At 36.2% G+C, this 20,510-nt stretch carries 17 protein-coding genes and 5 tRNA genes; all 22 read right to left on the bottom strand.

Going from position 1 to position 20,510, the window contains the following annotated elements; all coding sequences use genetic code 11:
- On the bottom strand, positions 1–315 hold a 315-nt coding region (locus D778_RS07970), incomplete at its 3' end, for a DUF3467 domain-containing protein (RefSeq protein ID WP_040491884.1).
- Between the two features lie 80 nt (positions 316–395).
- A complete protein-coding gene (rpoC, locus tag D778_RS07975; protein WP_007649503.1) occupies positions 396–4,697 on the bottom strand; it encodes a DNA-directed RNA polymerase subunit beta' in 4,302 nt (1,433 codons plus the stop codon).
- Positions 4,698–4,787: 90 nt separating this feature from the next.
- Positions 4,788–8,600, bottom strand: a complete 3,813-nt coding sequence (gene rpoB, locus D778_RS07980; RefSeq protein ID WP_007649504.1) for a DNA-directed RNA polymerase subunit beta — start codon at positions 8,598–8,600, stop codon at positions 4,788–4,790.
- A gap of 124 nt (positions 8,601–8,724) precedes the next feature.
- The gene (gene rplL / locus D778_RS07985) at positions 8,725–9,099 is read right to left on the bottom strand and encodes a 50S ribosomal protein L7/L12 (RefSeq protein ID WP_007649505.1); all 375 of its coding nucleotides are present in this window, start codon (positions 9,097–9,099) and stop codon (positions 8,725–8,727) included.
- 62 nt (positions 9,100–9,161) lie between these two features.
- Positions 9,162–9,683, bottom strand: a complete 522-nt coding sequence (gene rplJ / locus D778_RS07990; protein WP_007649507.1) for a 50S ribosomal protein L10 — start codon at positions 9,681–9,683, stop codon at positions 9,162–9,164.
- Positions 9,684–9,702: 19 nt separating this feature from the next.
- Positions 9,703–10,392 (bottom strand): 50S ribosomal protein L1, encoded by a 690-nt coding sequence (gene rplA / locus D778_RS07995; protein ID WP_007649508.1) that lies wholly within the window; start codon positions 10,390–10,392, stop codon positions 9,703–9,705.
- A 17-nt stretch (positions 10,393–10,409) separates the two neighbouring features.
- Positions 10,410–10,850, bottom strand: a complete 441-nt coding sequence (gene rplK / locus D778_RS08000; RefSeq protein ID WP_007649509.1) for a 50S ribosomal protein L11 — start codon at positions 10,848–10,850, stop codon at positions 10,410–10,412.
- A gap of 75 nt (positions 10,851–10,925) precedes the next feature.
- Positions 10,926–11,480: a transcription termination/antitermination protein NusG gene (nusG, locus tag D778_RS08005; protein WP_007649510.1), complete on the bottom strand. Its 555-nt coding sequence runs from the start codon at positions 11,478–11,480 to the stop codon at positions 10,926–10,928.
- An 11-nt stretch (positions 11,481–11,491) separates the two neighbouring features.
- Complete coding sequence (gene secE / locus D778_RS08010) at positions 11,492–11,689, bottom strand: preprotein translocase subunit SecE (RefSeq protein ID WP_007649511.1); 198 nt, start codon at positions 11,687–11,689, stop codon at positions 11,492–11,494.
- A gap of 17 nt (positions 11,690–11,706) precedes the next feature.
- Positions 11,707–11,779 (bottom strand) — tRNA-Trp (locus tag D778_RS08015).
- 61 nt (positions 11,780–11,840) lie between these two features.
- A complete protein-coding gene (gene tuf, locus D778_RS08020) occupies positions 11,841–13,028 on the bottom strand; it encodes an elongation factor Tu (protein ID WP_007649512.1) in 1,188 nt (395 codons plus the stop codon).
- Positions 13,029–13,097: 69 nt separating this feature from the next.
- A tRNA-Thr gene (locus D778_RS08025) sits at positions 13,098–13,169 on the bottom strand.
- A gap of 10 nt (positions 13,170–13,179) precedes the next feature.
- Positions 13,180–13,252, bottom strand: a tRNA-Gly gene (locus D778_RS08030).
- A gap of 55 nt (positions 13,253–13,307) precedes the next feature.
- A tRNA-Tyr gene (locus tag D778_RS08035) sits at positions 13,308–13,389 on the bottom strand.
- A gap of 77 nt (positions 13,390–13,466) precedes the next feature.
- Positions 13,467–13,540, bottom strand: a tRNA-Thr gene (locus tag D778_RS08040).
- 100 nt (positions 13,541–13,640) lie between these two features.
- Positions 13,641–13,943: a ribosome hibernation-promoting factor, HPF/YfiA family gene (hpf, locus tag D778_RS08045; RefSeq protein WP_007649514.1), complete on the bottom strand. Its 303-nt coding sequence runs from the start codon at positions 13,941–13,943 to the stop codon at positions 13,641–13,643.
- A 39-nt stretch (positions 13,944–13,982) separates the two neighbouring features.
- Entirely contained in the window at positions 13,983–14,873 is an 891-nt protein-coding gene (locus tag D778_RS08050) for a tyrosine-type recombinase/integrase (RefSeq protein WP_007649515.1), read from the bottom strand.
- Between the two features lie 132 nt (positions 14,874–15,005).
- Positions 15,006–15,200 carry a 30S ribosomal protein S21 gene (gene rpsU / locus D778_RS08055; RefSeq protein WP_007649516.1) on the bottom strand — a complete coding sequence of 65 codons (195 nt, stop codon included), beginning with the start codon at positions 15,198–15,200 and terminating at the stop codon, positions 15,006–15,008.
- 167 nt (positions 15,201–15,367) lie between these two features.
- A complete protein-coding gene (locus D778_RS08060; protein ID WP_007649522.1) occupies positions 15,368–16,792 on the bottom strand; it encodes a carboxypeptidase-like regulatory domain-containing protein in 1,425 nt (474 codons plus the stop codon).
- 14 nt (positions 16,793–16,806) lie between these two features.
- Complete coding sequence (locus D778_RS08065) at positions 16,807–17,973, bottom strand: acyl-CoA dehydrogenase family protein (protein ID WP_007649524.1); 1,167 nt, start codon at positions 17,971–17,973, stop codon at positions 16,807–16,809.
- 11 nt (positions 17,974–17,984) lie between these two features.
- On the bottom strand, positions 17,985–18,857 hold the full coding sequence (locus tag D778_RS08070; protein ID WP_007649526.1) for a ComEA family DNA-binding protein: 873 nt from the start codon (positions 18,855–18,857) through the stop codon (positions 17,985–17,987).
- A gap of 18 nt (positions 18,858–18,875) precedes the next feature.
- Positions 18,876–20,498: an alanine/glycine:cation symporter family protein gene (locus tag D778_RS08075; RefSeq protein ID WP_007649528.1), complete on the bottom strand. Its 1,623-nt coding sequence runs from the start codon at positions 20,496–20,498 to the stop codon at positions 18,876–18,878.
- Positions 20,499–20,510: the final 12 nt, after the last annotated feature.

Genomic DNA, 20,510 nt, shown 5'->3' on the forward strand with positions numbered 1-20,510 from the left:
AGCCTCTCCTGTTGGTCCAAAATTTAATGGAATTGGAGGTTGCTCGTAATCTTTAATTTCACCATGAGCATGCTCAAACTTGTTAACGTTATCACCCAAAGCTTTAAGCAAACGCTTGGCGTGTTGTGGTGTTAAAATAATTCTGGATTTAACCTTGCTTTTTGGGGTTCCTGGCATGATGCTTACAAAATCTATCACAAATTCTGATACGGAATGATTGATAATAGCCAAGTTGGAATAGGTTCCTTCGGCCACTTTTTCATCCAGTTCTATGTTAATCTGTCCTGGTTTTTTTTGATTCTTTTCGTCTGACATAATCTGTTAAATTTTAAACAAAGAATCCTGCAATAGCAGGATTCTTTTAATTATTTATTTTTAAATGAATACACAAAACATTAATTGTAATTAACTTCTTGTTTTGCTTGCATCATTTCATCGAATTCTTCTTTAGAACCAACAATTATGTTCTCATATGTTCTCATACCTGTTCCTGCTGGAATTCTATGACCTACAATAACATTTTCTTTTAGTCCTTCCAATTCATCTACTTTACCATTTACAGCTGCTTCGTTAAGTACTTTTGTTGTTTCCTGGAACGATGCTGCGGAAATAAACGATTTAGTTTGTAACGATGCTCTGGTAATACCTTGTAAAATTGGTGTTGCAGTAGCTGGTTGTGCATCTCTGGCAACAATAAGGTTCTTATCTTCTCTTCGAAGAATAGAGTTCTCATCTCTCAATTCACGAGGTGATATTATCTGTCCTGGTTTAATAGTTGCGGAATCTCCTGCATCTTCAACCACTTTCATTCCAAATACTTCGTCATTTTCTTCAATGAAATCTGATTTGTGAACTAATTGGTCTTCTAAGAATGTGGTATCTCCAGAGTCGATTATTCTTACTTTACGCATCATTTGTCTAACTACAACCTCAAAGTGCTTATCGTTAATTTTCACACCTTGTAAACGGTAAACTTCTTGAACTTCATTTACCAAATATTGTTGTACTGCTGAAGGTCCTTTAATATCCAAGATATCATTTGGAGTTATAGATCCATCTGATAAAGGCATACCTGCTTTAATAAAATCGTTTTCTTGTACAAGAATTTGATTTGATAACTTAACAAGGTATTTTTTAACTTCACCTAATTTAGATTCCACTATAATCTCTCTATTACCTCGTTTGATTTTTCCAAAAGAAATCACACCATCAATAGCACTTACTACTGCTGGATTGGAAGGGTTACGTGCTTCAAACAATTCTGTTACACGTGGTAAACCTCCTGTAATATCTCCAGATTTAGCAGACTTACGTGGGATTTTAACTAAAATTTTACCAACTTTAATTTTATCGCCATCGTCAATCATTAAATGCGCTCCAACCGGTAAGTTGTAAGAACGTATGGTCTCTCCTTTTGAATCTTCAATATGAAGCGTAGGGATTAACTTTTTATTTCTGGATTCAGAAATTACTTTTTCTTGGAAACCTGTTTGCTCATCTATTTCTACTTGGTACGTAATACCTTGTTCAATATTTTCGTAGCGTACTTTTCCAGCAAATTCTGAAATAATTACTCCGTTATATGGATCCCAAGAACATACAACATCTCCTTTTTTAACTTCATCGCCATTCTTCACATAAATAGAAGATCCGTAAGGAATGTTATTGGTACTTAAAACAATACCTGTTTTCTTATCTACCAATTTAAGCTCAGAAGTACGGGAAATAACAATGTTTACTTGTTCACCCTGACTGTTTTCACCTTTTACGGTTTTTAAATCGTCAATTTCTGCTATACCGTCAAACTTAACGGTTAGCTTGTTTTCTTCAGAAATGTTTCCTGCAATTCCACCTACGTGGAACGTACGCAATGTTAACTGTGTACCAGGTTCTCCAATAGATTGAGCTGCCACAACACCTACTGCTTCTCCAAGTTGTACCATTTTGTTGGTAGCCAAATTACGGCCATAACATTTGGCACAAATACCTTGTTTTGCTTCACAGGTTAATGGTGAACGTACTTCTACTGTTTCAAGTGGAGAGTCTTCAATAGATTTGGCTGTTGCTTCATCTATTAGTTCTCCTGAGGCCACAAGTAATTCGTCTGTTAATGGATTATATACATCATTTAAAGAAATTCTTCCTATAATTCTATCTTGTAAAGACTCTACAACTTCATCATTTTTCTTTAATGGCGTTACTTCCACACCTCTAAGGGTTCCACAATCTTCGCTATTAACAATAACGTCTTGTGAAACATCCACCAAACGACGTGTTAAATAACCCGCATCTGCTGTTTTAAGAGCTGTATCTGCAAGACCTTTACGAGCACCATGCGTAGAAATAAAGTATTCTAAAATAGATAGACCTTCTTTAAAGTTGGAGAGAATTGGGTTTTCGATAATCTCGCCTCCTCCAGCATTGGATTTCTTAGGTTTTGCCATCAATCCACGCATTCCTGTAAGCTGACGGATCTGTTCTTTGGATCCACGAGCACCAGAATCAAGCATCATATACACCGAATTAAACCCTTGTTGGTCTTCACGAATACGTTTCATGGACAACTCGGTCAACTCAGCATTGGTTGAAGTCCAGATATCGATAACTTGGTTATAACGCTCATTGTTGGTTATAAGTCCCATGTTATAGTTGGCCATAATACCATCTACCTGCTTGTTAGCGCTAGCAATCATATCATGCTTTTCTGGTGGTATGATAATATCTCCTAAACTGAACGATAATCCACCTTTAAAGGCGAAATTATATCCTAAGCTTTTAATTTCATCAAGAAACTCTGCCGTTTCTGGAACAGAAGTTACTTTTAAAATATCACCAATAATGTTTCTCAATGATTTTTTGGTAAGTACTTCGTTAATGTATCCAGCAGCATGAGGTACGTTTTGATTGAACAATACACGTCCTACTGTTGTAGGAATAATTTGCAATGTTAATTCGCCTTCCTCGTTAAAGTCGTAAGTTCTTACTTTAATGGATGCATTTAAGTCCACACGCTTTTCATTGTAGGCAATAACCACCTCTTCTGGTGAATAGAACGTTAATCCTTCACCTTTGATTTGTACATCTTTGGTAGATTTACGCTCTTTGGTCATATAGTAAAGACCAAGTACCATATCCTGAGAAGGTACAGCTACAGGAGAACCATTTGCAGGGTTTAAGATATTGTGGGAAGCCAACATTAATAATTGAGATTCCAAAATAGCTTCTGGTCCCAACGGCAAGTGTACTGCCATTTGATCCCCATCGAAATCGGCATTAAAAGCAGTTGTTACAAGTGGGTGTAACTGAATGGCTTTTCCTTCTATCAATTTAGGTTGGAATGCTTGAATTCCTAATCTGTGTAAGGTAGGAGCACGATTTAAAAGCACTGGATGTCCTTTTAAAACATTCTCTAAAATGTCCCAAACCACAGGTTCTCTTCTATCTATAATTTTCTTTGCAGATTTTACTGTTTTTACTATACCTCTCTCTATTAATTTTCTTATAACAAAAGGTTTGTAAAGTTCAGCTGCCATGTTCTTTGGCAATCCACATTCGTATAATTTTAATTCTGGTCCAACAACAATTACCGAACGAGCAGAATAGTCCACACGTTTTCCTAATAAGTTTTGACGGAAACGACCTTGTTTCCCTTTTAATGAATCTGAAAGTGATTTTAAAGGTCTGTTTGAATCTGTTTTAACTGCTGATGACTTACGTGTGTTATCGAATAGCGAATCTACAGATTCCTGCAACATACGCTTTTCGTTACGTAAAATAACTTCTGGTGCTTTTATTTCAACAAGTCTTTTAAGACGGTTGTTTCTAATAATCACACGTCGGTATAAGTCGTTTAAATCTGAGGTAGCAAAACGACCACCATCAAGAGGTACCAAGGGACGTAATTCCGGTGGAATGATTGGAATGACTTTCATGATCATCCATTCTGGACGATTTTCCCTGTTTTCGTTTGATTCACGAAGGGCTTCCACTACTTGTAACCTTTTTAAAGCTTCGGTTTTACGTTGTTTAGACGTTTCTGTGTTTGCTTTATGACGTAATTCAAACGACAAACTGTCTAAATCAATTCTTGCCAATAAATCTATTAAACATTCAGCTCCCATTTTAGCAATAAACTTGTTAGGATCTGAATCTTCAAGGTATTGGTTTTCTTTTGGAAGGGTTTCCAGAATGTTCAAATATTCTTCTTCCGTTAAGAAATCCATTTTTTGCAAAGGCTCTCCTTCTGCATTATTTGCAATACCTGGTTGAATAACTACGTAACGTTCGTAGTAAATTATCATATCCAGTTTTTTAGATGGTAATCCTAAAAGGTAACCTATTTTATTTGGTAACGAACGGAAATACCAGATATGCGCAACAGGAACAACCAAATTAATATGTCCTACTCGATCTCTACGTACTTTCTTTTCTGTTACTTCCACACCACAACGGTCGCAAATAATACCTTTGTAGCGAATTCTTTTATATTTTCCACAAGCACACTCGTAATCCTTAACAGGACCAAAAATACGCTCACAGAATAAACCATCACGTTCTGGTTTATGAGTTCGATAATTGATAGTTTCTGGTTTTAGGACTTCACCTCGAGATTCTGCTAAAATAGATTCTGGTGATGCTAAACCAATGGAGATTTTGTTAAATCTCTGTACTGTATTCTTATCTTGTTTTCTTGCCATCTTTTATGTTTTTAGTATGGAGAGCCCGCGAGCTCTCCTTACATACAACGCTTGTTTTAATTGGGACAGTTGCGAATTGTCCTCTCGAAATTACTCTTCTAATCTAATGTCCAGTCCTAATCCTTTCAATTCGTGCATAAGTACGTTGAAAGATTCTGGTAATCCAGGTTCTGGCATTGGTTCACCTTTTACAATACTTTCATAAGTTTTAGCTCTACCAATAACATCATCAGATTTCACGGTCAATATTTCTCTTAATGTTGCAGATGCACCATATGCTTCTAATGCCCAAACTTCCATCTCTCCAAAACGTTGTCCTCCAAATTGTGCTTTACCACCAAGAGGTTGTTGTGTAATCAATGAGTAAGGTCCTATAGAACGTGCGTGCATTTTATCGTCAACCATATGTCCTAATTTTAACATATAGATCACTCCAACTGTTGCAGGTTGGTCAAAACGATCTCCTGTTCCACCATCATATAGATAGGTGTGTCCAAATCTTGGAATTCCAGCTTCATCTGTAAATTTATTGATTTGGTCTAGAGATGCACCATCAAAAATTGGGGTTGCGTAGGTACGCCCTAACTTTTGTCCAGCCCAACCAAGAACCGTTTCGTAAATCTGCCCAATGTTCATACGGGAAGGTACACCTAATGGGTTTAGAACTATGTCCACAGGCGTTCCATCTTCTAGGAATGGCATATCTTCTTGACGTACTATTCGAGCAACAATACCTTTGTTACCATGACGTCCTGCCATTTTATCTCCAACTTTTAGTTTACGTTTTTTAGCTATGTAAACTTTAGCTAATTTTATAATACCAGCTGGTAACTCGTCTCCAACAGAAATGGTAAACTTCTCACGACGCAAAGATCCTTGTAAATCGTTTTCCTTAATCTTGTAGTTATGGATCAAGTCGGCTACCAGTTTATTGGTATAATCGTCTGTTGTCCATACTCCTGTGGTTAAATGTGTATAATCATCTACGGCATTTAACATTTTAAGGGTGTACTTTTTACCTTTTGGCAATACTTCTTCACCTAGATCATTATAGACACCTTGAGCTGTTTTACCTCCAACGATTGCAAAAAGTTTTTCAACTAAAACTTCTTTTAAATCGTCGAATTTTTTATCGTAGATACCCTCAAGTTGTGCAATATCTTCTTTATCTTTTGCACGTTTACGTTTATCTTTTACTGCACGAGCAAATAATTTTTTATCTATTACCACACCATTTAATGAAGGTGATGCTTTTAAAGAGGCATCTTTAACATCTCCTGCTTTATCACCAAAAATAGCTCGTAATAGTTTTTCTTCAGGAGTTGGATCGCTTTCACCTTTTGGTGTAATTTTTCCAATAAGAATATCTCCTGGTTTTACTTCAGCACCAATACGGATCATTCCATTTTCGTCAAGGTCTTTGGTAGCCTCTTCAGAAACGTTAGGAATATCGTTGGTAAGCTCTTCGTTTCCTAATTTGGTATCTCTCACTTCAAGAGAATACTCATCAATATGGATGGATGTAAAGATATCTTCGCGAACTACTTTTTCAGAAATTACGATCGCATCCTCAAAGTTATACCCTTTCCAAGGCATGAAGGCTACTTTCATATTTCTTCCTAAGGCCAATTCTCCTTTTTGAGTTGCATAACCTTCACATAGCACTTGCCCTTTAACAACTTTATCTCCTTTTTCTACAATGGGTTTTAAGTTGATGGATGTTCCTTGGTTGGTTTTTCTGAACTTGATTAAAGGGTAGGTTTTAACATCGCTATCAAAACTTACTTTTGCCTCGTCTTCTGTTCTATCATACTTGATAGTGATCTCGTTGGCATCTACATACTCTACCACTCCATTTCCTTCAGCATTGATCAATACACGGGAATCTGAAGCTACTTGTCTTTCCAGTCCGGTTCCAACAATAGGAGCTTGAGGACGTAATAAAGGGACAGCTTGACGCATCATGTTAGATCCCATCAAGGCTCTGTTTGCATCATCATGTTCCAAGAATGGAATTAAGGATGCCGAAATGGAAGCAATTTGGTTTGGTGCAACATCTGTATAATGAACTTGGCTTGGTTCCACAACAGGAAAATCGCCTTCCATTCTGGCAATTACCTTATCGTGAAGAATTTTACCAGTATCATCTACCTTAACGGTTGCTTGAGCGATCATTTGCTCTTCTTCTTCTTCTGCACTTAAGTAAACAGGTTCTCCTTTAATATCTACAACACCATCTGTTACCTTTCTATAAGGTGTTTCAATGAATCCCATGGAATTCACTTTAGCATAAACAGAAAGTGAAGAAATAAGACCAATGTTTGGACCCTCTGGAGTCTCAATTGGACAAAGTCTTCCGTAATGTGTATAGTGAACGTCACGAACCTCGAAACCTGCTCTCTCACGTGATAAACCACCTGGTCCCAGAGCCGATAAACGACGTTTGTGGGTTATCTCTGCCAATGGGTTTGTTTGATCCATGAACTGAGATAATTGGTTGGTTCCAAAGAATGAATTAATAACAGACGATAAAGTCTTGGCATTAATTAAGTCTATTGGCGTAAATACTTCGTTATCACGAACGTTCATACGCTCACGAATGGTACGCGCCATACGCGCTAAACCAACACCAAATTGAGATGACAATTGTTCACCAACTGTACGTACACGACGGTTGGATAAGTGATCGATATCGTCAATCTCTGCTTTGGAATTAATAAGCTCGATTAAATATTTTATAATGGTAATGATATCTTCTTTGGTAAGTACTTGCTTATCCATTCCAATATCCAAACCTAATTTTTTGTTCATTCTGTAACGACCTACTTCCCCTAAAGAGTAACGTTGGTCTGAAAAGAATAATTTATCAATGATACCACGTGCTGTTTCCTCATCTGGCGGCTCAGCATTACGCAGTTGTCTGTATATGTGTTCAACAGCTTCTTTTTCAGAGTTTGTTGGATCTTTTTGTAAGGTGTTGTGGATAATGGCATAGTCACCTTGTTGCGCGCTTTCTTTGTGTAAAAGAATGGTTTTTACGCTTGTTTCAAGGATTTCCTCAATATTGTCTTTATCTAAAACAGTATCACGATCCAGAACTATTTCGTTTCTCTCAATGGATACTACCTCACCAGTGTCTTCATCTACAAAATCTTCATGCCATGTATTAAGGACACGAGCTGCAAGTTTACGCCCTAGAACCTTTTTTAATCCAGCTTTTGAAACTTTTACTTCTTCAGCAAGGTCAAATATTTCAAGTATGTCTTTGTCACGCTCAAAACCAATAGCTCTAAATAATGTTGTTACAGGTAATTTTTTCTTACGATCGATATAGGCGTACATAACAGAGTTAATGTCTGTTGCGAACTCAATCCAAGAGCCTTTGAAAGGAATAACTCTTGCAGAATATAATTTAGTTCCATTTGCGTGGAAAGATTGTCCAAAAAACACACCAGGAGAACGATGTAATTGAGAAACCACAACACGTTCTGCACCATTGATACAAAACGTACCAGAAGGTGTCATGTAAGGGATGGTACCTAAATACACATCTTGAACAATGGTCTCGAAATCCTCATGTTCAGGGTCTGTACAGTACAGTTTTAATCTAGCCTTAAGTGGAACGCTATATGTAAGTCCTCTTTCAATACATTCTTCAATGGTATATCTAGGTGGATCGATAAAGTAATCTAAAAATTCTAAAACAAATTGATTACGTGTGTCTGTTATTGGGAAGTTTTCCATGAAGGTGTTATAAAGACCTTCATTACCTCTTTCTTCTGATTTAGTTTCTAACTGGAAAAAATCCTGAAAGGATTTAATCTGAATATCCATGAAATCTGGATATTCTGTTCTATTGATAATAGACGAGAAGTTTAATCTTTCAGCTTGTGTTACTAACATCAATGGACGGAATTTTGATTAAAAAAAAATGTTTGTTATAGCCTACTGGCTATATACGACAAATGGTCTAGGTCTTAGAGAGCGTTCTCCAGACCTAAACCTTTGTTAATTTTGGGTGTTAAGCTTACTTAAGCTCAACCTCAGCTCCAGCTTCCTCTAAAGATGCTTTTAAAGCTTCTGCTTCATCTTTAGAAACTCCTTCTTTGATTGGGCTTGGTGCACCATCAACTAATTCTTTAGCTTCTTTTAATCCTAAACCAGTTAATTCTTTAACCAATTTAACTACTGCTAATTTAGAAGCACCAGCTGCTTTAAGGATAACATCAAATTCTGTTTGCTCTTCTGCAGCGTCTCCACCACCAGCAACAGGACCAGCCATAGCTACAGCAGCAGCTGCAGGCTCGATACCATACTCATCTTTTAATATAGTTGCTAACTCGTTTACTTCTTTTACTGTTAAGTTAACCAATTGTTCTGCGAAATCTTTTAAATCTGCCATTTTCTATCGTTTTTAATAGTTTTAATAAAATATAATTTGTTTAAGTGCGTACACGTTTAAGATTATCCTTCTTTTTCGGATAATGTTTTTATAATACCTGCTAATTTACCTCCACTTGATTTAAGTGCAGAAATAACATTTTTAGCTGGAGATTGTAATAATCCAATAATATCTCCAATAACTTCTTCTTTAGATTTAATATCAACTAAAGCGTCTAGTTGTGCATCGCCAATATAAATTGCCTCCTCAATAAAAGCACCTTTTAAAAGTGGCTTATCTGATTTTTTACGGAAGTTTTGGATTATTTTGGCTGGAGCATTACCGGTTTCAGAATACATTACTGAAGTGTTTCCTTTTAAAGTAGAAGGAAGTTCTCCAAAATCTTTATCTGATGCCTCCATTGCTTTAGCAAGCAAGGTATTTTTAACTACTGCTAATTTTACGTTTGCTTTAAAGCAAGCACGACGTAAGTTTGAAGTACTAGCTGCGTCCAATCCTGATATATCTGCTAAGTAGATATTTGTATTATCAGCTAATTGCGCAGTTAAGTCTTCGATTACTTGTGATTTTTCTTCTCTTGTCATAATAAAAGTTTTAAACTACTTAACCGATTTTAGGATCAACAGCTACACTTGGACTCATGGTAGAAGACATGTAAATGCTTTTTACATAAGTACCTTTGGCTGCAGTTGGTTTTAGTTTTATTAATGTTTGTAATAATTCGTTTGCGTTGTCCACAATCTTATCAGCACTAAAAGATGCTTTTCCTATTGAGGCATGAACGATTCCTGTTTTATCAACTTTAAAGTCAATTTTACCAGCTTTAACATCGCTAACAGCTTTAGCAACATCCATTGTTACAGTTCCTGTTTTTGGGTTTGGCATTAAACCACGAGGACCTAACACACGTCCTAAAGGACCTAATTTACCCATTACGCTAGGCATGGTTACAATAACATCTACGTCTGTCCATCCACTCTTGATTTTATCAAGATACTCGTCTAAACCTACATAATCTGCGCCTGCTTCTTTAGCTTCTGCTTCTTTATCTGGAGTTACCAATGCTAAAACTTTTACGTCTTTACCAGTACCATGAGGAAGTGTTACAACACCTCTTACCATTTGATTGGCTTTTCTAGGATCTACTCCTAAACGAACTGCTATATCAACAGATGCATCAAATTTGGTATTGGTTATATCTTTTACTAATGCTGATGCTTCAGTAATAGAGTAAAGTTTTCCTTTTTCTATCTTTGCTAAAGCTTCTTTTTGTTTTCTTGTTAATCTTGCCATTTTAAAAATTTTTTAGATTAATTAGGGGCTTCGCCACCTTTTACAGTTATACCCATTGATCTTGCAGTACCTGCTACCATTTTCATGGCAGCTTCAATAGTAAATGCGTTTAAATCTTGCATTTTGTCTTCTGCTATGGTTCTAATCTGATCCCAAGAAACTTTTGCAATTTTTTTAATATGAGGTTCTCCTGAACCTTTTTTTACTTTGGCCGCTTCTAATAATTGTACAGCTGCAGGTGGTGTTTTGATTACAAAGTCAAATGATTTGTCTTTGAAAACCGAAATCACCACTGGTAAAACTTTACCAGGTTTATCTTGGGTTCTAGCATTAAACTGCTTACAGAACTCCATGATGTTAACTCCAGCGGCACCTAAAGCGGGTCCAACCGGTGGCGACGGATTCGCTGCACCTCCCCTAACTTGTAGTTTAACTACTTTACTTAACTCTTTTGCCATTTTTTAATAATTTAGTTTTTGTGCAATTCTTATTGTTTAGAAGCTTAAGATCACACGTTATGTTTGTAACAATTATTATACTTTTTCAACCTGCATATAACTTAATTCCAATGGTGTTTTTCTTCCGAAAATCTTAACCATCACTTCAAGCTTACGCTTTTCTTCATTAATTTTCTCGATGGTACCATCAAAACCATTGAATGGGCCATCAATTACTTTAACAGTTTCTCCTACTTTAAATGGTATGGCAACACTTGCGTCTGCATCTACAGTAAGCTCGTCTACCTTTCCTAACATTCTATTTACTTCAGATTGTCTTAAAGGCACTGGATCCCCTCCTTTTGTCTCTCCTAAAAACCCGATAACATTTGTCACCGATTTGATAATGTGAGGGATCTCTCCTGTTAAATTAGCTTTTATCATGATGTAACCTGGAAAATAAACCTTTTCTTTGTTTATTTTCTTTCCGTTACGTATTTGAATTACTTTTTCGGTTGGAACTAAAACTTGGTCTACATAATCTTCTAAGCCCAATCTAGCAATTTCTGTTTCGATGTAAGCCTTAATTTTATTTTCTTGACCACTTACAGCACGTACTACGTACCATTTTTTTCCATTCCCTTCAGACATAAAATCTTTTTTTAACCGTTAATGAATTTAAAATAGAACCCAACAACTTTACTAAATACGGTATCCACTCCCCAAATTGCTAAAGAAAAAACAATTGAAAACACAGCTACCAAAACTGTTAAACTTTGTGCCTCAGCCATGGTTGGCCAGGTTACATTGTTCTTTAATTCACCAAATGATTCTTTTATATAGTTTATAATTCCTGCCATTATAATACATTTATTTGCACGGGTTGAGAGACTCGAACTCCCGACACCTGGTTTTGGAGACCAGTGCTCTACCAACTGAGCTAAACCCGTAAATACAAGTGAAGGCATTCCGAAAACGGAATACCTTAACTTGATATTTAATTAAACTTTATTAGTCTAAAATTTCAGTTACCTGACCAGCTCCAACTGTTCTTCCTCCTTCACGGATTGCGAAACGAAGACCAACATTCATTGCAATTGGTTGGATTAACTCTACTGTGATTGTTAAGTTATCTCCAGGCATTACCATCTCAACACCATCAGGAAGCGCAATGTTTCCAGTTACGTCTGTTGTACGAACGTAGAACTGTGGACGGTAGTTGTTATGGAATGGAGTGTGACGTCCACCTTCTTCTTTTTTAAGGATATAAACCTCAGCTTTGAATTTTTTGTGTGGTGTTACTGAACCTGGTTTAACGATAACCATACCTCTAGAGATTTGGGTTTTATCAATACCTCTTAATAAGATACCAGCGTTATCCCCAGCTTCTCCTCTATCTAAAATTTGACGGAACATTTCGATTCCGGTAATAGTAGAAGTTAATTTTTCAGCTCCCATACCAATAATTTCAACAGGATCTCCTGTATTGGCAATACCAGTTTCGATACGACCTGTAGCTACAGTTCCACGACCAGTAATTGAGAATACATCTTCGATAGGCATCAAGAAAGGCTTATCAACTTCACGTTGTGGCTCTTCAATCCAGTTGTCTACAGCTTCCATTAATTCCATTACTGTATCAACCCATTTTTGCTCACCGTTTAATGCTCCTAAAGCAGAACCAGCAATTACAGGACCATTATCTCCATCGTACTCATAGAAAGATAATAAATCTCTAATTTCCATTTCTACCAATTCCAATAACTCAGCATCATCAACCATATCCACTTTGTTCATGAATACCACGATACGAGGAATACCTACTTGACGTCCCAATAAGATGTGCTCACGAGTTTGTGGCATAGGACCATCAGTAGCCGCAACTACTAAGATAGCACCATCCATTTGAGCAGCACCAGTAACCATGTTCTTTACGTAATCCGCGTGACCTGGACAGTCAACGTGAGCGTAGTGACGATTAGCTGTTGCATATTCTACGTGTGATGTATTAATTGTAATACCTCTTTCTTTTTCTTCTGGTGCGTTATCAATTTGATCAAATGATCTCGCTTCTGATAAACCTGCATCAGCTAATACTTTAGTAATAGCAGCAGTTAAAGTTGTTTTACCGTGATCTACGTGTCCAATTGTACCAATATTTAAGTGTGGTTTTGAACGATCGAAAGTTGCCTTTGCCATGTTTTAAATAATTTAATCTTAGTTATATAATAATATTAGTGTATTCTAATTTAATCCATCTTTAAAAAGAGCCAATGACGGGAATTGAACCCGTGACCTCTTCCTTACCAAGGAAACGCTCTACCCCTGAGCTACACCGGCTTTAAAAAAGAGCGAGAGACCGGGTTCGAACCGGCGACATTCAGCTTGGAAGGCTGACGCTCTACCAACTGAGCTACTCTCGCAATATTTAATATCCTGTATTTTAATCCGTATTATTTTTAGCCTTTAAAAATAATGTGGGGAGAGCAGGATTCGAACCTGCGAAGACGTAGTCAGCAGATTTACAGTCTGCCCTCGTTGGCCGCTTGAGTATCTCCCCAATTAAAATGTTTCACTCTATTAAAGAACTTCATCTAATTTAGCCTTTTAAAAGCCTGTGAAAATTAGATTTTTTTGAGCCGATGGAGGGACTCGAACCCACGACCTGCTGATTACAAATCAGCTGCTCTAGCCAGCTGAGCTACATCGGCTTTCTTAACTTTTTTCACTAAAAAAAAGCCCGCTATTTCTAACGGACTGCAAATGTATATATTTATTTTCTTTTTCAAAACATTTTTTCTGAAAAATTTCTTATAAATGTGCTCTAAGTTTTTCTTTTCGTTTTTTTAGCTGTCTCTCCAATGAGGCTACTGCCAAATCTGTTCCTTCTTCAAAAGTTTTACATTGCTTTTTTACAACCAAACTATCTCCAGGGACACTTACCCGAGCTTCAAATATTTTATTTTCCTTGTCACTGGTGTTCTCTACTTTTAAATAAACATCTGAACTAATGACTTTATCATAAAATAAATCCAACTTGTCCATACGCTTTTGAATAAAGTCTATCAATTTCTTGTCTGCATTAAAATTGACCGATTGCGTGTTTACTTTCATACTGCTTTTGTTTTAGAATTAGACAATAAGTTATGCTGGCTATTTTTTACTTCTAGGGTGTGTGTTTAGGTACACTTTTTTTAACTCGGCGATACTGTTGTGAGTGTAAACTTGTGTAGCAGCTAAACTGGAATGTCCCAAAAGTTCTTTTACAGCATTTAAATCTGCACCTTGGTTTAGTAAATGTGTTGCAAAAGAATGCCTTAATATATGTGGGCTCTTTTTCACTTTACTGGATACTAAACTAAAATACTCATTAATTATTCGGTAAACAAGTGTTTCATAAATTTTAACGCCATTTTTTGTTAAAAAAAGAACCTCTTTATCTGTAATATTTTCCAATTGATTTCTAAATCCTAAATAAACATTCAGGCTTTCCATAACCATATTCAATAATGGCACATAACGTTCTTTGTTTCTTTTTCCAAGCACCTTTAAGGTTTTATTGGAAAAGTCAATATCCTTTAGTTTTAGTTCTATCAATTCCATCCTTCTTATTCCAGTGGAATAGAACAGTTCTATAATAAGTTTGTTTCTAACACCTTCAAAATCGTTGGAGTAATTAATGTCATCCAAAACGTTTGCTATTTCAGTTTCGGAAAAAGGGACTTGTATTTTTTTACTGGTTTTTAAAGCCTTGTGCTTAGCCAGAGGATTGATTTGAATGCTTTCTGTTTTCAATAAAAATTTATAATATGAATTTAGGGCTGAAACTTTTCGGTTGATACTTCTGTTTGAAATACCTTTTTCCACTAGACTCACGATCCAACTTCTAATTTGGGAATAGTTTACCGTATCTATGGAGTTGTTGCCATATTCCAAACCTATAAACCCTGAAAACTCAACGATGTCTTTTTGATAGGCATGTATGGTAAGTTTCGAATATTTTTTTTCAAGTAATAAATAATCTAAAAAAGCATTTAAAGACATTTGCAGGTAAATATTGTTCAGTAAATATATGAAATTTAAAAGTAGATGGCCTCAAAACAAAAAAATCCTGCCAAACCGTTGCTTAAGCTATGGTTGACAGGATTTTTTATGTGGATTTAACAAATTTTGAGATTAGATGTTTTCTTGATCTCTTAAATGTTGAATGTATTGCGCTTTTTGAATTTGAGCTCTACGTACTACAGATGGCTTGTTAAACTGCTTACGAGCTTGTAATGCACGTTTTGTTCCAGTTTTGTCAAACTTTCTCTTATAACGCTTTAACGCTCTATCTATATTTTCTCCTTCTTTTATTGGTATTATTAACATAGTGTCTTAACCTCCTCTCTTTTAGAATTTCAGTTTGCAAATATAAAAACAAATTGATAATGCACAATTAAAAAATTATTTTTTTTGAACAAATATGTTTTACTCGCAAAAAAAATTAAGAAGCTCAAAACCAGCAGCTATCATTAAAACCATTTCATTCAATTCTCTTACTCTTTGAATAAGGAAGAACGTTTGGTCAGGTCTTGAATGAGTTTTTCTTCTTCTTCACTTTCCAATAACGTGTTATAATTTTTCCAAAAGGCCTTGTTGTAAGGTCTTGGAGAAAAAATATCTGGATCCCAAGTACTGTTTAAGGCCTCTTTTATCTTTTCTTTATCCAAAATAATCTCTGTGAACAATATTTCCTGCACAGTATAATAATAGCGTTCTTCCGGATTGCTTTCTTCCTCTTCTCCAGCAGCAAGGTTTCCTGTTTTAGTTCCAACATTTACCAGTTTTGGTGTTTCGTAATAGATATAACTAGGGTACATTTTATCTTGGTATTCCATATAATTAATAATCAACTTATGGTTTACCTGTGTTCCAAAAAGAGTTTTGCTCCTACTTTTTTGTGCACTGGAAGCAGCTACCAATTCATATTCAATTTTTTTTATGGCGTAAGTGTCCCAGTAAATATAAATCCAACCATTGGCATGATACCCATCATTGTAGATACCTTTGGTTTCCAGGTTAATGTAATCCTTGCCTTTTGAAATCTTTATTTTATAAATTTTCCTATCATTGTCCACCAAAATGGTATCCAATGAAAACAAATGTTGGTCTAACATCTTTTCGTTGAACAACGCTCTTGGTTTATTGGAATTTCTAACCAAGTTAAGCTTGCCATGAAACAAGTTCTCCAAACCATTGATTCTGGTGTCATTCCATTTAATGGCTTTAACCAAAGAAGATGTTTTAATGGTGTCCCTTTTTAAATTTCTGGCTTTTAAATCCTTGTTGTTGGATTTGTCCTTTAAGTATGCCGTATAGGTTAATAAACTATCCACATCCCTTAGGTCGTAACTTTTCCTTACCTCATCGACATTGATTTTTAGGAACTCTGTGGTGTTTGTTTGATAACTGGAATCATACAGAGTGATGGCACCTTCCACCAACCATTTAAATTCCTTTTTATTTCGTTCTTTATGTCTAACAAACCCCTTTTCCAGATAAGCTGAATCCGGTAAATTTTCAGAAAGTCTTTCCAAAGCCCTTAACACGATATCGTTCCCTGTTTTTGGTCTGGTATCGGCAACCAGGAGTATTTCATCCAAGGAAGCCACATCTGGTTCCAAATACACATCAAAACTACTGTCGAATTCATTCACTGGGACCTTATAACTTTTATAACCTATGGATGAGATTACCAACGTGTCTCTTACATATTTTTCTGGCACAACCAAAACAAACTTTCCATCTGCATTGGTAATGGTTCCTGTGGTTGTGTTCTTAACATACACACTGGCACTCTCCAATGGCATAAAGGTTTCAGCATCCAATACCGAATTTTTAATTTCGGTTTGTGAAAAAATTGACAAACCACTTAAAAATATAAGAAGACCTAAAACATGTTTGAAAGGGGATGGTTTCATAATATATGGGTTACTTAAGTAGCAGGTTTATAGTTTTTATCGTCCAAAATCATTTTGGCCAAAATTTCACGAAGAATTTCTGAAGTCCCTCCACCAATGGGGCCCAATCGGCTATCGCGAAGCAGTCTGGCCATTGGGTATTCTTCCATATAACCATAACCTCCTAAAAACTGAAGGCACTCGTTTATAACTTCGTCTGCCATTTTAGTGGATTTTAATTTGGACATGGTGGCCTGTTTTACAACGTATTCCCCTTTATCCAATCTGTAAGCAACAGAATAATTGAATTCACGGCAAACTTCCATTTCTGAATACAATTCGGCATATCGATGCCTTAAGGCTTGAAATTGATCTATGGTTTTACCAAAAGCCGTTCGTTCACTCATGTATTGTTTTGCATAGTCCAACGCGTATTCAGCCCTTGCATGCGCATTGATTCCCATAATCAATCTTTCCAAGGCAAAATGCTGCATGATGTACGGAAAGCCTTTACCTTCTTCTCCCATTAATTGATTGGCAGGAACAACCACATTATCGAAAGCTATTTCGGCAGTATCACTAGCTCTCCAACCCAGTTTGTCTAATTTGGTGGCAGAGATTCCCGGTGTTTCCCTATCCACGATAAAAATGCTCATTCCCCGATGTCCTGCATCTGGGTCTGTTTTTGCAGCAACCACTAAATAATCGCTATAAACACCATTGGTAATAAAAGTTTTAGAACCATTGATAATGTAAGTATCCCCTTTTTTTACAGCTGTGGTCCTCATGCCTGCCACATCGCTTCCTCCAAATGGTTCTGTAATACACAAGCAGCCAATTTTATCTCCAGATATACTAGGGGCTAAATATTTTTCTTTTATCTCATGGCTTCCTTCCTTATTAACATGGGTCATGGCCAAATAGGCATGAGCCCACATATTTGCTGCAAAACCACCTGAGTTTATTTTTTGAAGTTCCTCAAGAAATATCACTGTGTAAAACAAATCCAGGTTTAAACCTCCATAAGCTTCAGGGTAAGCCAAACCAAAAAACCCCATGTCACCAAACTTTTTCCAAATAAAACGTTCCACAGTTCCTGTTTTTTCCCATTTTTCAATGTGTGGAACCACTTCTTTCTGTAAAAAATCTTTAAGACTTTCTCTAAACATTTGATGTTCTTCTGTGAAGTACATACTATTCATACTTTTTCTCTTTATTGATTGAGCTTCAAATATAATTTAATTATCTCGAATTTGTTAGTAGGAAAGCTTTTTACTTTCAATAATTCGTCCAAGGATTTGTAACCTTCCCTTAGGGTTCTTTGTTCTATAATATGGTGTGCCACTTCGTAATCTATATATTGTACCGTAACCAATTGCTCTATTGTAGCTTGGTTTAAATCTATCTTTTCAACCTGTTTTGGTGTCTTAACCGTAAACTGTTCCAAAAGTCGCTCTATAACCTCTGGGGACAAACCGTAAACTTCCTGCAACTGAACATCTGCTATAAAACCACCATATTTCTCCCGATACTTGATAATACGTTTTGAATAAGCTTCTCCTATTCCATTAATTCTTTGTAATTGTGTGGCAGTTGCAGTATTTAAATCCTGTTTTTGATCGAAATTTTTAGGCTGATGTGTTGCGTTTGAATTTATATAATCTTTCTTAATTTTTGGGTTTGTTATCCATTCCGGAAATTTAAAATACGGCGACATGGTAGCAAGCAAGGAGTCTGATACTTTAGTAACTTGCTGAAATTCCTTTGCAGAATTTACCCATTTGTCCTGAGCGCGAAATTGCAATAGCCTATCAATTTCTTCATTGCTCATGCCAAGCGTATAGCCTTTATAATCTGTAATATAATTAGGGTTAAATGGATAAACTTTAGGTTTCCTGTTTTCTATTTCAACCAACCGTAACGAATCTATTTCAAAAAGAAACTTGTTTAATCCATCCTTATCAACAGTATCTACATCCTTTGAAAAACTTACAAAAAAATAGAGAGCCTGTAATGAAACAATAATAAGGATCAATAAAAAAATCCCATTCCGTTGCTTTCTAGTAAACGTGAAATGGGATTTCATATGTTATGGTTTTAAATGCTACATGTGTTGTGTTAAATCTTCAGCACCATCATCCAAAGCTTCATGCTTTACTGTAATTGCTTTGTAGTATTTTTTCAATTCCACCCTTATGATTGGAGATAATAAAACAACTCCAATAATATTAGGCACTACCATGGCAAAAATCATAGCATCAGAGAAATTGATTACAGCACCTAGACTAATGGATGCTCCTACAACTACAAAGAATAAAAATAATATTTTATAGATTAAATCGGTAATTTTTCCTTTTCCAAATAAAAACACCCAACCTTGCATCCCGTAATAAGACCAAGAAATCATGGTTGAAAAAGCAAACAGGATAACAGCTATGGTAAGGATTACGGAGAAATGAGGTATCACACTATCAAAAGCGACAGCTGTAATTTCCACACCTTCTTTAATCTCTACACCATATTCCATAAAGCCTCCATCAAAGTTTGTAATTACTATAACAAGAGCTGTCATGGTACAAATTACAACCGTATCCACAAAAGGTTCCAACAAAGCAACAATTCCTTCACTGGCAGGATATTTGGTTCGTACAGCCGAATGCGCAATGGCAGCAGATCCAACACCAGCCTCGTTTGAGAAAGCGCCTCTACGAATACCCTGTATCATAACACCTACCAGGCCACCAGCAATACCTAATCCTGAGAAAGCCCCTTCAAAAATCAATGCAAAAGCATCGTCAATTAAATGCCAATTTGCCCCAAGAATAATCAAGGCAGCAAGCACATAAATACCAGCCATAAAAGGCACCACTTTTTCGGTTACTTTGGCAATTCTTTTAATACCTCCAATAATAACAATCGCTACAAGAATAGCCATTACAATACCAAAGTACAAGCCAGCATTACCACCTTCCAACTCAAATAATTTCACAAATTGGGCAGCTGCTTGGTTGGCTTGAAACATATTTCCACCACCAAAAGATCCTCCTATAACAAAAATGGCAAATAGAACAGCCAGAACTTTTCCAAAACCTCCCATACCTTTGGATTTTAAACCTTTGGTCAAATAGTACATTGGACCACCATAAACGGTTCCATCTTCACCTACATCACGGTATTTAACACCTAATGTACACTCGGCAAATTTTGAAGCCATCCCTAAAAGTCCAGCAACAATCATCCAGAACGTAGCTCCAGGACCTCCAATGGATAGAGCGACAGCCACACCAGCAATATTACCAAGTCCAACTGTTGCAGATAAAGCAGCAGTAAGTGCTTGAAAATGACTCACCTCTCCATCTGCACCTTCATTTTTTATGGTCTCAAAAACATCACCACCTTCATTATCTGTTTGGTCTCCATATAAAGTATCTGCACCATGCTTTTCAATGTCTTCATATTTACCTCTTACAACCCTTATGGCAGTTCCAAATGCTGTAACATTGATAAATTTAAAATAAATGGTAAAAAACAAAGCACCTCCAATAAGAACAATCAATACCCATGGAATTTGATAGGTGTCTGAAAATGGAATTTCATAAAATATGGCATCAACAAACCATCCCGTGTAATCCTGAAATACACGATCTATTTTCTCTGAAGTTGTTTCTTGAGCAAACGTTAATATAGGAATAATGAGTGTTAAAAATGAAAGAAGAGCTTTCTTCATAAGATATATTAT

The sequence above is a fragment of the Xanthomarina gelatinilytica genome (assembly GCF_000348685.1).
In the GTDB taxonomy this organism is placed as follows: domain Bacteria; phylum Bacteroidota; class Bacteroidia; order Flavobacteriales; family Flavobacteriaceae; genus Xanthomarina; species Xanthomarina gelatinilytica.

Coding starts and splice junctions, on each gene's coding strand:
- rpoC (WP_007649503.1), bottom strand. CDS start 4,697: ATGGCAAGAAAACAAGATAAGAATACAGTACAGAGATTTAACAAAATC.
- rpoB (WP_007649504.1), bottom strand. CDS start 8,600: ATGTTAGTAACACAAGCTGAAAGATTAAACTTCTCGTCTATTATCAAT.
- rplL (WP_007649505.1), bottom strand. CDS start 9,099: ATGGCAGATTTAAAAGATTTCGCAGAACAATTGGTTAACTTAACAGTA.
- rplJ (WP_007649507.1), bottom strand. CDS start 9,683: ATGACAAGAGAAGAAAAATCACAAGTAATCGAAGACTTAACTGCGCAA.
- rplA (WP_007649508.1), bottom strand. CDS start 10,392: ATGGCAAGATTAACAAGAAAACAAAAAGAAGCTTTAGCAAAGATAGAA.
- rplK (WP_007649509.1), bottom strand. CDS start 10,850: ATGGCAAAAGAGTTAAGTAAAGTAGTTAAACTACAAGTTAGGGGAGGT.
- nusG (WP_007649510.1), bottom strand. CDS start 11,480: ATGTCTGAAGGGAATGGAAAAAAATGGTACGTAGTACGTGCTGTAAGT.
- secE (WP_007649511.1), bottom strand. CDS start 11,689: ATGGCAGGAATTATAAACTATATAAAAGAATCATTTGGTGAATTAAAG.
- tuf (WP_007649512.1), bottom strand. CDS start 13,028: ATGGCAAAGGCAACTTTCGATCGTTCAAAACCACACTTAAATATTGGT.
- hpf (WP_007649514.1), bottom strand. CDS start 13,943: ATGAAAGTAAACACGCAATCGGTCAATTTTAATGCAGACAAGAAATTG.
- D778_RS08050 (WP_007649515.1), bottom strand. CDS start 14,873: ATGTCTTTAAATGCTTTTTTAGATTATTTATTACTTGAAAAAAAATAT.
- rpsU (WP_007649516.1), bottom strand. CDS start 15,200: ATGTTAATAATACCAATAAAAGAAGGAGAAAATATAGATAGAGCGTTA.
- D778_RS08060 (WP_007649522.1), bottom strand. CDS start 16,792: ATGAAACCATCCCCTTTCAAACATGTTTTAGGTCTTCTTATATTTTTA.
- D778_RS08065 (WP_007649524.1), bottom strand. CDS start 17,973: ATGAATAGTATGTACTTCACAGAAGAACATCAAATGTTTAGAGAAAGT.
- D778_RS08070 (WP_007649526.1), bottom strand. CDS start 18,857: ATGAAATCCCATTTCACGTTTACTAGAAAGCAACGGAATGGGATTTTT.
- D778_RS08075 (WP_007649528.1), bottom strand. CDS start 20,498: ATGAAGAAAGCTCTTCTTTCATTTTTAACACTCATTATTCCTATATTA.